Raw genomic sequence first — 11,429 nt, 5'->3', positions numbered from 1 at the left:
CCTTGAGAGATACCCTCACGACGACACAGCTCAGCTATGCTGTCCTCGCCCCTCAGACCGTCCAGGACGATCCTGATCTTCTCTTCGGACGAGTAATGCTTGCGGGTCGCTCGTTTGATGTCTTTGACGATCTTCTCGCCTGAGCTTTTGCGTGTTCCATTGGTCTGTCTCATCTTCCACTCCTCGGTGGTTACGATGAGCCAAGAACACTCTCTTAGCAATTTGCCCTATTTGGACCCATAAGCGCTGACGTCAGACATGCCGTAGTTTCCCGAATGTCCGCCCGTGGGCCACCACGTCCGTCCTTGTCCCTCAATGTCCCAATACTCTGAAGGCTCAAAGGAAAACACCATGCCCTTCGATCAAACCAAACCTCAAACCCTCGCAGACGTCCTCGACCAATTGGGGACAGACCCCAGCTTGGCCAGCACCCGCACGCGGGACCGCGTTTCCGCCGTTAACCGGATTGCTGATATGCTGCATCGTGCCCCTGCCGATATCCTCACGGATGCACCCACACTACGCGCCCTTCTCGGCGGCAGCCGCCGAAAACGCAAGCAAGGCTACGGTCAGTGGCTGTCGTTCCTGACCAGGACAGACGCCAATGCTCTCGCGCTGACCCCGGCAAAGCGGATCACAACCGCCCGTGTATGTGCCTTTGTCGACGAGTGCGATGTACGCCTGCAACCCAAGTCCACGGAGGGCCTGATTGGCGATCTGTTCGCAATCGCTTCCGCCATAGCACCCAATCATGATTGGCAATGGCTGCAACTGGCTTTCAATCGCCTTATCAAACGGGCCAACCGCGACGCTTTGCCCGCCCCACACCCGGCCACCGTCAGTCAGGTGTTCCAATGGAGCCTGTCGAGCATGGCGGAAGTCGTTGATGATGATGACCTGCGCCCTCTCAACCGTGCTGTCCGCTTCCGCCAAGCTCTGATGATCGGTCTTCTGATCTCCCGACCGCTGCGCCGCCGCGCATTTCTGGGAATGTACGTAGGACAGCACATTGTGCACACATCCACAGGTTTTGAACTGCGCTTTCAGCCTGAGGACATGAAGGACAAAAAAGCCCGCAGCTATCTGCTGCCGCGCGACTTGGTCACCCCGATGCAGCGCTATCTCGACATTCATCGCCCAGTGCTTCTTCATGGTAAACCTTCTGATGCGCTCTGGATCAATCAGTATGGCAATCCCATCACCCCAGACGGTTTTTCCCGCGAGTTACCAAAAGTGACGATGCGCCACATGGGCATTGCCCTTCGCCCGCATGCCTTCCGCCACATTGCGGCAACCTCGATTGCAGAGTTCGATCCGGAACATGTGAACATCATTCGTGACATTCTTGGTCACGCCACATTGGACATGGCTGAGAAGCATTACAACCGCGCCACCGGGATCTCCAGTTGTAACAAGTTGCAATCCATCGTGGATGGCATTCGCAATTCACGTGGCCATCGCTGACGGGACAATATCGTCCAAGTATCAAAAGATCATCACACCAAGGCATTGATAATAATGGCTTTAGCATTGCAACAAGTTGCAATCGAAAGTGGAAGACAAGAGTGATTTCGTGCCTATAATGGGGCGGGTCAATTCTAAAGAAAGGCCCGTCCTATGCGCGCAGCCATCTACGCCCGCTATTCCACCGACATGCAAAGCGACGCCTCAATCGAGGATCAGCATCGCCTGTGCCTGCGCCTGATTGAGGGCAACGGCTGGCGCGAGGCAGAGACCTATTCAGATCGTGGCCTCAGCGGGGCCTCCCATCTGCGTCCCGCATATCAGCGATTGTTGGAAGATGCCCGCAACAACCGGGTCGATGTGGTGGTCGCTGAAGGTCTCGACCGGATTAGCCGGGACCAAGAACATATCGCCGGTTTCTTCAAACAGATGCGATTTCAAGGTATTCCGATTGTCACCGTAGCCGAGGGCGAGATTTCTGAGCTGCATATCGGCCTCAAGGGCACCATGAGCAGCCTGTTCCTCAAGGACCTCGCCCAGAAGACCCACAGAGGCCTCGAAGGGCGCGTCCGTAAGGGTAAATCCGCCGGAGGTATCACCTATGGTTATAGCGTGGTGCGCACCGTTCAGAGCGATGGATGTGTCACTACGGGCGAACGGATCATCAATGAAGATCAAGCCGCCATCGTGCGGCGCATTTTCGAAAAGTTTGCCTCCGGCCACAGTCCTCGGGCCATCGCAGGCAGCCTCAACGACGACGGCATTGACGGGCCACGTGGTAAGGGCTGGGGCATGTCCACCATCTATGGCAACTGGCGGCGCGGCACCGGCATTCTCAATAACGAACTCTATGTCGGACGTCTGGTCTGGAACCGGCAGCGGTTCATCAAAGATCCAAGCTCGGGCAAACGACAGGCGCGATTGAACCAGCCCGAAGACTGGGTCATCGAAGAGGTGCCTGACTTGCGCATTGTCCCCGATGACCTATGGAACCGCGTCAAAACTCGACAGAAGGCCACCCGCAGCGCGGTGATCAGCGAAGGCGTCACGCGGTCCGAACGCGCCCGACGCCCCAAACATCTGTTTTCGGGACTTCTGACCTGTGGCTGCTGTGGTGGCGGATACACGATTGTTGGCAAAGCTCACTATGGATGCGCCAACGCCCGGAACAAGGGTACTTGCGACAACCTATCGACCATCCAGCGGGACGCTTTGGAAATTCGCGTTCTGTCCGGTCTCAAGGATCAATTGTTGCACCCCGATCTGATCGCAGAGTTCACCCGAGCCTATCAGGAAGAGTTCAACCGGCTCACCGGCACCCTCAGACAAGACCGGGCCAGAGCCGAACGTGATCTGGCGAAAGTCATCCGGCAGATCGACCAGATCGTCGAGGCGATAGCCGAAGGAATGTTTCATCCGAGCATGAAGGCGAAGATGGATGAACTGGAAACACGCAAAGCCCAACTGGAGACCGAACTGCGATCAACCGACGACGCCCCACCGGTCCTCCTGCACCCCGGCCTGTCCGAGCTTTACCGCGAACAGGTCGCCAACCTAGCCACCGCGCTGAATGACCCGGCCACCAAAACCGAAGCCAGCGAGACCATCCGCAGCCTGCTGTCCCAGATCCGTCTCGTCCCCGAAGGCGACGCGCTGGCAATAGAACTGGTCGGTGAACTGGCGGGGTTGTTGGCTCTGGGCACAAACAAGAACGCCCGCAGCGGTGAAGCTACGGGGCGTTCTGTAACACTGGTTGCGGGAGTAGGATTTGAACCTACGACCTTCAGGTTATGAGCCTGACGAGCTACCGGGCTGCTCCATCCCGCGCCATTTGGTTTGCGGGGTTTAGTCTGAGTCGTTAGGGACCGCAAGGGCATGTGCAAGAAAACCTTTCGGAAATCGAAAATCCGCTCCCAAGACAGTTTTCAGGCAGCCCCTCATGGGGCCTCGTTCCCGAGGCCATTGATATTTCATGCATCTGCACTTGTCGTGTTCGGTTGGTTCAGAACTCCAAGTTAAACCCCAGTGCAGGCCTGAACACTAACTCCCAGACTGTTGAAACGCGGCAAAACGCTCGGCATAATCCGGATGCCATCTGGACAAAGCAGGTCGGTTTTCAACGATATCCTGCGCGGACCATGATACACGACGCTGATCGATCTCTGGTGTGACCTCGTTGTCCGGACACAGGACATAAAAATCCCCTGCCGAAACCCGCTCAAAGAGGTGGGAGATTGTCTGTTCAGACGTCCACGCTGACGCCGGCTTTTCCGGAATGAATGACGAAATCATCCCCGTGTAGGTAAAGCCGGGAACGAACAAATGCGCCGACACGGGAACCTCTGCCGCACGCAATTCATGGGCCAGCATCTCTGTCAGCACTTTTACGCCTGCCTTGGATACGTTGTAACCGGGATTGCCGGGTGGCGTTGTGATGCCCTGCTTGGATCCGGTGTTGATCACGACCGCCGGGCGACCTGCATCAATCATGCCCGGCACAAAAGCTTGTACCCCGTTCAACACGCCAAAAAGGTTCACTTCGATCAGATCGCGCCAGTTCTGCGCATTGTCCCAACTGGTCGTCGGGCGTGAGATGCCCGCATTGTTCATCAAGACGGCAATCGGCCCCATGGCTTTGGCCGTTTCTGCCAGTTTGGCAACCGCATCTGCATCGCGCACATCCGTTTGCAATGTCTGCACTTGCGCGCCTTTCTCAGACAGGTTGCTTGCAGCCTGCTCAAGTGCGTCTGCGGATACATCGGCCAACAAAATGGACAACCCGCGGCGCGCCAGATTCTGTGCGGCTGCGAACCCTACACCGCTCGCGCCACCGGTGATCACGGCCACGCCACCTTGGCTTATCGCTTTGTCAAACATCTGGTCTCCTCCGATATAGCGTTCTGTGCCTTCTTTGATCGGGCAACGTGTCCTGTCCGGACTCAGCCGACATTGAACTTCTTACGGTTCGCCCGGCTGCATAAAATCCTTCCGCTCAACCCAGTCCGATTCAGTCAACGTGACTCGAACCATAAACGCACTCTCCACTCAGAGTCATGTCGCCCGAGGCAACTCAAGATACCGCGACACCAGTTCGACCGATTGTGCGACAAACTGATCCTCATCCAATGGTGCAAGCGTGGCGGGCCGCAAGGTTGCGTCGAGATAAACGCGCAACATCGCAGACAATTGGTCAATCGCAAACGCAGCTGCGTTCTCGGCATCCGGCGCTCCGATTTCGCCACGACGCTCCATAACCAACGTCAGCAACGCTTTTCGTGTTTCGGCCTGAATTTCGCAGTAGTGTGCATTCAGTTCCGGAAAATCTGCAATAACGGCAGACGCGGCGGCCTTGGCCGCACTGTTCTCTCGCGTCGTCGTCAGGACAATTTCCAAATAGCCACGAAACAAATCTTTTATCGTGGCCCCTTCCCAAGTCTTGGGGTCGGACGCCTGCTTGTTCAACGCCTCATAGGTCGCGGTCATGCGATGAAATAGCGCGTAATAGAGTGCCGTTTTGTCTTTGAAGTGGTGGTAAACCGCCCCTACCGAAGAGCCTGCTCGCTTCGCTATATCCGCAATCGACGTCGCGTCCGTACCCTTTTCGAGGATCAGTTCTTCTGCCGCATCCAGCAACGCGGATTGAGTGCGCTCGCTGCGGCTTTGTTGCCCAGTGCGCCGCCAGTGTAGTTCCGATTTCCAACGGCTTTCCAAGCACAAACCCTTTGTCATCAAATGATGTCCCAGCTTCTTGACAGGTGCAAAGGTTGGTGTCAAAACAGAATTAGAATACTTGTTCTGTTTGCGACCCAGATACCACTCTGACACCTTTGCCGCGCCCCTCTGACCGGAGAAAGACATGAAAACCACGATCACAGTGAACGGAATCTTGCGAGATGTAGATGCCGATGCGTCTAAGCCCCTGCTGTGGGTGCTCAGAGAAGATTTGGGCCTGACCGGAACGAAATTCGGGTGCGGCGTGGCCCAATGTGGAGCCTGCACCGTGATGATCGATGGCGTGGCCACACGCACTTGCGTCACGCCAATCGACGCGGTCGCTGGTCAGGACATCACCACAATCGAGGGGCTCGCCCCGACTGAAGACACGTTGCATGCCCTGCAACAAGCTTGGATCAAGCACCAGGTCCCGCAATGTGGGTATTGCCAGTCTGGTCAACTGATGTCCGCAGCCGCTCTTTTGAACGACATCCCCAATCCAACAGACGATGACATCAACGCGGCGATGGACGGCAATATCTGCCGCTGCGGTATGTATGATCGCATCCGCGCTGCCATTAAAACCGCGGCTATCACGAAAGGACAATCCAATGAATAAGTGGACCCGACGCGCGTTCATTTCAGCCGGTGTTGTCGTTGGTGGCGGTATTCTTGTGGGGGTGGCAATGCGTCCCGGCAATCGCGTTGCAGGCTTGCAGGATGCTGTCGCGGGCGACGGCGAGACGCTGGTCCATGCCTTCATCAAAATAGATCAGGACAACATTGTTACCGTGATCTCTCCACACTCTGAAATGGGTCAGGGTGCGCAGACAGCTCTGGCGCAAATGGCGGCCGAAGAACTCGATGCCGATTGGGACAAGGTGCGCATCGAAGAAGCGCCTGCTTTGGGAGATTACTCCACGTACACCTTGGGCCGGGGCTACCTGCTCAAAGATGTTACCTTACCAGGTGCCGTCATCCCGACCATCGACGGGGTGATGATGCGTGTATCAAACGCGCTCAACGCCCAGATCACCGGCGGCAGCCTGAGCATCCGAGCGACTGGTCAGTATGGCATGCGGGTCGCAGGTGCGGCCACCAAGGACATGCTGAAACAAGCAGCGGCAGACGCATGGGGTGTGCCGATCGATCAGATCGAAACGGAAAAGAGCATGCTGCTTCACCGCGCATCATCCCGGACGGAGCCGTATGCAACCTTCGCCACGGCCGCGGCTGAGATGACGCCCTCGTACAATCCGCAACTCAAGGAGATCGGTGACTTTTCCATTATCGGCCAATCAGTTGAACGTCAGGACATCCCAGGCAAGGTCGATGGGACAGCACCGTTCGCGCTGGATGTGCGACTGCCCGATATGGTCTATGCCACGACCCGGCGTGCGCCCGTTTTTGGTGGAACCGTTGTGCAAATCGACGACACCGAAGCCCGCCAGATGGCCGGCGTGATTGATGTGATCACCCTGCCCTCTGATGCCTCCGAGGACATGATTGGTGGATATGGACCAACGGGCGAGTCCGTTGCTGTGGTTGCAGACAGCTACTGGACCGCCGTGCAGGCGCTTGAGACGCTGACCATCGAGTGGGACAGTAAGGGGCTGGACAGCGTTACGTCCGAGACAATCTTTGAAAAACACGCCAGCGACCTAGCCGCCGGCGCCGGACGGGAACACGACTTGTCCCAAGGCGACATCGACGCGACTTTTGAAGGTGCGCCGACCGTTATCGAGGCAGAGTATCGTGTGCCCTATCTTGCCCACACCACGATGGAACCGCCCAATGCCACAGCGCATGTGACAGGCGCGGCGGCAGAGATTTGGGTGGGTTGCCAAAACCCCCTCGGGTTCCGCCGCAAGATCGCAACCGCGCTGGACATGAACGAAGATCAGGTGACCCTGAACAACACGCTTATGGGCGGTGGATTTGGACGCAAATCAGTTCCGGACTGGGCAGTTCAGGCGGCGTTAATCTCCAAGGCCATTGAGAAACCCGTACAGCTGATCTGGTCGCGTGAAGAGGACGTGCGACAGGACTACTACCGCCCCGCCTCCACCAGCCGCTTTCGCGCCGCACTGGACAACAGCGGCGTCCCACTGGGCTGGGAAAACACCTACGTCAACAAACAGGAACCGGTCGAGGCGCCGCTGATCCCATACGCAGTTGCCGCCAAGGACATCGGATACATTCAAAGCCCAAGCCACGTCCCATGGGGCGCGTGGCGCAGCGTTGATGAATCACAGCACGGGTTCTTTACCGAGAGCTTTATCGACGAATGCGCGCACGCCGCCGGGCAAGACCCCTACGCCTATCGCGCGGCCTTGTTGTCAGATCACCCCCGGATGAAGGCGGTTCTGGACAAGGCCGCCGAAGCCGCCGATTGGGGCACCCCCTTGGGCGAAGGACGCGGGCGCGGCATCGCCGTCAAGGAGTCCTTTGGTTCCATCGTCGCAGAGGTCATCGAGGTCACAATGATCAATGGCGACGTGCGTGTGGATCGTGTTGTCGCCGTTATTGATGCGGGGGTCGCCATCACGCCCGACGGTATTAAGGCACAGGTGGAATCCGGCATCATCTACGCCCTCACTGCTGCGATCCACGGCGATATCACCATCGAAGACGGAGCGGTCGCCCAAAGCAACTTTTATGACTACGAAATGCTGCGCATGTTGACGGCGCCGCGGATCGAAACCCATATCATCAACAGCGGCCACGACATTGGTGGGGCGGGTGAACCCGGCACACCTCCGGCAGCGGCTGCGTTGGCCAACGCAATCTTTGCGGCCACCGGCACCCGTGCGCGGCAATTGCCGTTGGCCAAAGACGTGGGGTTCTATGTTTGAAGGGCGGGACAGCAGTCGTTTCGCCTGTGACGTCCGCAAAGATCAGAAGCGAAGACCCGGATGCATCAGTTGGCCCTAAGCTAGGACCGAACTGCGACTAGGCCGGGGCGTCCATAATCGCGGCCTTGTAAAGCGCACGTATGCGGTGAAACACCGGCCCAGCAACACCGCCTCCGATCACCCGTCCGTCGATTTCAAAGACGGGCGTTTGCGCACCAAAAGTACCGGTCAGAAACGCTTCATCTGCACTGTAGGTGTCGACCAGCGAATAGTTGCGTTCAAACACAGGGATGTCATTCGCGCGGCACAGATCGATCACCTTTTGGCGCGTGATCCCATTCATACAGTAATCCCCGGTCGAGGTCCAAACCGCACCCTGCTTCACAATAAAGAAATTGCAGGCGTTGGTGGTGTTCACAAAGCCAAAGGGGTCCATCATCAGCGCCTCATCCGCACCCTGCCGGACCGCATGGGTCAACGGAATGATACAGTTCAGCTTGGAATGCGAATTCAGTTTGGCATCCTGCGTCAAAGGCAGGCCGCGATGATGAGGGACCGAGGCCAGACGGATGCCACGTTCCACAATGCTGTCATCCGGTTTGGAGTGTTCTGCGATAATCACAATTGTCGGCCCATAGATCGACAAATGCGGATGCTGGAACGGCTTCTTTTTACGCCCCCGTGTGACCATCAGGCGGATATGTACATCCGTGGTCATTTCATTGGCATCCAGCGTGTCGTGGATCGCCTGAACAAGGGCATCGCGGCTCATTCCGATATCAAGATCGATATAAAGCGCTGCCTCAAACAACCGGTCCAAGTGTTCGGCCAGAAACGGGATATGCCCATCATAAAGGCGCAACCCTTCCCACACTCCGTCCCCCAGTAAAAACCCAGAGTCGTAGACCGACACCTTGGCGTCATCCCGGTGCACGATCTGGCCGTTTACATATATCCTGATATCATCATTGCGGGCATCTTCGGCGGCATCGTGGGTCGAAACGTGGGCGTCGGTGTTCATGTGTCAGTCCTTATGATCGCCGGGCAAAGATATGTGAATTGCCCTCGGTCACATCAATAAACAGATGTGCTGCGAAAATGGCCAGCGACGCACTCAAATCCAACGAGATGACAGGGTTCAGTTTCCAAGCGCAGTCTGTAAGCGCGCAGAATTGCAGAAACACTTCTTGGCGTATTCGATCTTTCGCACTGAATCGTTCACGTATCCAACGGCTTGCCCACAGTCTTGTTTCGCAGCCCCTGCCATCTGAAAGGCGGGCCCGTTGGCACCGTTTGATGCAAAACGATCATAGTAGATTACCGCTTCGGACAGGCGCGCCCGGAGGTCATCCTGCAATTCTTGGCCAGCGGCAGATTCCGACAGGGAGATATTGCGATAGCTTTGACAGGCGCCCAGAATATCCGCCAGCTTCACCGTCACACGGCGGTTTTGGCGTTCTGCCGATGCGACTTGAATCAAAAGGTCATTCTTGCCCCGGCTCTCTGTTTTGCCGATGCGATCAACCGGAACGCCGGCGGCTCTCAGCGCATTTGCGACTGTATCCGCGCGGCGTTGCCCCAAGGATTGGTTATAGCCTGAGGTCCCGACAGCATCAGTGTACCCGACAACAACTGTCGGCTTGTAGCTGTTCACTGCTTTCAGACGCTCCGCGATTTCTGCGACTTGCGCCTGGCCTTGTGTGTCGAGTTGGTCGGAGTCGAATTGAAAGTTCACAGTTCCGATGTCTGCGCTCAAGCTGGCTTGAGGAGTCAAAAGGCACAGAACGAGACCTATGACGGCCAAATTCATCAAATATCTCATCTTTTAACGCTCTGACCGTTGCAGTTTCATCATGTGATTCATCTTGTGTACGGGTGCGCGGATTCACGACCCTTTCGGGTTGACGGGGTATCCGCCCATCGTAGAAAAGTCTAATGTAATGTAAGTTTTCGAAGCAACCCTCGACGGGGATAGTTGAGTGAAGTGTAATTTTTTCGTTTCCACGGTTTTCGCCGTGGTCTGCCTTTGCGCTCCCAGCGCCTCTGTCGCTTTGTCGCTAAAGGATGTGATCATCTATGTTCTGGAGACAAATCCAGACATCAAGACGGCTGAAGCCAACAAGCAGGCGATTGAATTTGAACTTGATCAAGCCCGCAGTCTGCGTGCGCCACGGTTCGAATTGGAAGCATTCGCCGGGTCAAGCATCAACGATGGTTCAACCACGCCTGACCTGTCTGCTGCAGACGACTGGATAACCGGATACGAATTCAGCGCGCGTGTATCGCAGTTGCTGTTTGATGGGTACGAAACACGCTCAGAGATCGAGCGGCAAGCATATCGTATCGACTCGGCAGCCTATCGCGTTCTGGAACGGGCAGAAGTGCTTTCGCTCGAAGCGATCCGACTTTATGCGGATGTATTGCGCGTCCAGTCGTTGTTGTCCTTCGCAGTACAAAACCGGGACTATCACTCCAAAGTGCTGGACAGAGTGAAACGCGCCTTTGATCAAGGCGTTGTGTCATTGGGCGATCTGCAGCAAGCCGAAGAACGGCTTTTGCTCGCAGAAGATACAATTCTCCTGTTTCAGCTGGACCAGGAAGACATCGAAGCCCTGTTTTTGGCCATTGTGGGCGTTGAAGCAAAAGGGTTGGGCAATGTCCCAAGCATCGCTGGGTCCGTCCCCCCCACGCTCGAAGCCGCACTGCAAATCGGACGCATCAAGAACCCAAGCCTTCTGTTTATGAAGTCCGATATCGGAGCGGCAGAAGCACAGTCCAGACGTACCGACGCGAACGCAGCACCCAAACTGTTTTTGGAAGCCGATGGTCGATTGGGTGAAGACATTGGCGGCTATGAGGGCAGCGTTGCAGATGCGCGCATCGGATTGGTTTTGAGGTACGAGTTTCAGGGCACCTCCAAGCGCTCCGCCCGCCAGGAACAAATCAGCCGCGTCGGCGAAAGCAGAGCCAGGTTGTTGTCCCAAACCCGACTGGTCGAGCGCGAAGTGCGCCAAAGCTGGGCGTCGTTGCAATCTGCGCAAAGGCGAACAAAGACACTTCAGGCGCAGGCAGATATCGCTCTGGCATTGCGCGATACGTACGAAGCCGAATTTGACGTCGGACAACGTTCCTTGCTTGATGTTCTGAACACCCAAAACGCGCTGTTTCAGGCGCAGGCCAATTTGGTGAATGCACGGTCGCTCGAAAACTACGTTCGTTACAGAATACTCGCATCCATTGGCATTCTCTTGCCGTCATTGGGCGTTCCAGTTCCCGAAGATGCGCTGACCTATGCACGCGCAAGTCAGGGGGTTCCCGGGCTGGACAAGAACGGGGATAGTTCAAGACTGGACGCCGCGTCTTTCAAAAACTGGCGCAAATCCCTTGATTGACAAC

General features: G+C 56.4%; 9 protein-coding genes, 1 tRNA gene and 2 pseudogenes. 5 read left to right on the top strand and 7 right to left on the bottom strand.

Translation table 11 applies throughout. The features are described 5' to 3' along the window. Positions 1-173 (bottom strand): annotated as a pseudogene (locus DHN60_RS20390) (IS3 family transposase); the annotation flags it as partial. Positions 174-351: 178 nt separating this feature from the next. On the opposite strand from DHN60_RS20390, the gene DHN60_RS20385 reads away from it, so the two are divergent. Both DHN60_RS20385 and DHN60_RS22745 read left to right on the top strand, forming a co-directional pair. After that, entirely contained in the window at positions 352-1,464 is a 1,113-nt protein-coding gene (locus DHN60_RS20385; RefSeq protein WP_159089320.1) for a site-specific integrase, read from the top strand. A gap of 153 nt (positions 1,465-1,617) precedes the next feature. Then, positions 1,618-2,643, top strand: a pseudogene (locus DHN60_RS22745) (recombinase family protein); the annotation flags it as partial. Between the two features lie 9 nt (positions 2,644-2,652). On the opposite strand, the gene DHN60_RS22740 reads toward DHN60_RS22745, so the two are convergent. The 4 genes from DHN60_RS22740 to DHN60_RS20365 form a co-directional block, all read right to left on the bottom strand. After that, positions 2,653-2,880, bottom strand: a complete 228-nt coding sequence (locus DHN60_RS22740) for a hypothetical protein (protein WP_234423733.1) — start codon at positions 2,878-2,880, stop codon at positions 2,653-2,655. A gap of 334 nt (positions 2,881-3,214) precedes the next feature. Next, a tRNA-Met gene (locus tag DHN60_RS20375) sits at positions 3,215-3,291 on the bottom strand. 213 nt (positions 3,292-3,504) lie between these two features. After that, positions 3,505-4,341 (bottom strand): SDR family oxidoreductase, encoded by an 837-nt coding sequence (locus DHN60_RS20370; protein WP_108839154.1) that lies wholly within the window; start codon positions 4,339-4,341, stop codon positions 3,505-3,507. 174 nt (positions 4,342-4,515) lie between these two features. Continuing rightward, positions 4,516-5,193, bottom strand: coding sequence for a TetR/AcrR family transcriptional regulator (locus tag DHN60_RS20365; protein WP_159089319.1), 678 nt, complete (start codon positions 5,191-5,193; stop codon positions 4,516-4,518). Positions 5,194-5,320: 127 nt separating this feature from the next. On the opposite strand from DHN60_RS20365, the gene DHN60_RS20360 reads away from it, so the two are divergent. Next, positions 5,321-5,797, top strand: a complete 477-nt coding sequence (locus DHN60_RS20360) for a (2Fe-2S)-binding protein (protein ID WP_108839152.1) — start codon at positions 5,321-5,323, stop codon at positions 5,795-5,797. After that, complete coding sequence (locus DHN60_RS20355; protein ID WP_108839151.1) at positions 5,790-8,033, top strand: molybdopterin cofactor-binding domain-containing protein; 2,244 nt, start codon at positions 5,790-5,792, stop codon at positions 8,031-8,033. The genes DHN60_RS20360 and DHN60_RS20355 overlap by 8 nt, the downstream gene beginning before the upstream one ends. Before the next feature lie 97 nt (positions 8,034-8,130). Here the strand turns inward: DHN60_RS20355 and DHN60_RS20350 are convergent, their stop codons facing one another. Together DHN60_RS20350 and DHN60_RS20345 are read right to left on the bottom strand one after the other, a co-directional pair. Then, a complete protein-coding gene (locus tag DHN60_RS20350; protein ID WP_108839150.1) occupies positions 8,131-9,054 on the bottom strand; it encodes an aminotransferase class IV in 924 nt (307 codons plus the stop codon). 117 nt (positions 9,055-9,171) lie between these two features. Beyond that, entirely contained in the window at positions 9,172-9,789 is a 618-nt protein-coding gene (locus tag DHN60_RS20345) for an OmpA family protein (RefSeq protein WP_234423732.1), read from the bottom strand. 223 nt (positions 9,790-10,012) lie between these two features. On the opposite strand from DHN60_RS20345, the gene DHN60_RS20340 reads away from it, so the two are divergent. Further along, a complete protein-coding gene (locus DHN60_RS20340; protein ID WP_108839148.1) occupies positions 10,013-11,425 on the top strand; it encodes a TolC family protein in 1,413 nt (470 codons plus the stop codon). Positions 11,426-11,429: the final 4 nt, after the last annotated feature.

It is taken from the genome of Tateyamaria sp. Alg231-49 (genome assembly GCF_900143535.1).
Lineage (GTDB): Bacteria > Pseudomonadota > Alphaproteobacteria > Rhodobacterales > Rhodobacteraceae > Tateyamaria.
This window is presented reverse-complemented; position numbering and strand designations above follow the sequence as displayed.

Coding starts and splice junctions, on each gene's coding strand:
- DHN60_RS20370 (WP_108839154.1), bottom strand. CDS start 4,341: ATGTTTGACAAAGCGATAAGCCAAGGTGGCGTGGCCGTGATCACCGGT.
- DHN60_RS20350 (WP_108839150.1), bottom strand. CDS start 9,054: ATGAACACCGACGCCCACGTTTCGACCCACGATGCCGCCGAAGATGCC.
- DHN60_RS20385 (WP_159089320.1), top strand. CDS start 352: ATGCCCTTCGATCAAACCAAACCTCAAACCCTCGCAGACGTCCTCGAC.
- DHN60_RS20355 (WP_108839151.1), top strand. CDS start 5,790: ATGAATAAGTGGACCCGACGCGCGTTCATTTCAGCCGGTGTTGTCGTT.
- DHN60_RS20365 (WP_159089319.1), bottom strand. CDS start 5,193: ATGACAAAGGGTTTGTGCTTGGAAAGCCGTTGGAAATCGGAACTACAC.
- DHN60_RS20360 (WP_108839152.1), top strand. CDS start 5,321: ATGAAAACCACGATCACAGTGAACGGAATCTTGCGAGATGTAGATGCC.
- DHN60_RS22740 (WP_234423733.1), bottom strand. CDS start 2,880: ATGAAACATTCCTTCGGCTATCGCCTCGACGATCTGGTCGATCTGCCG.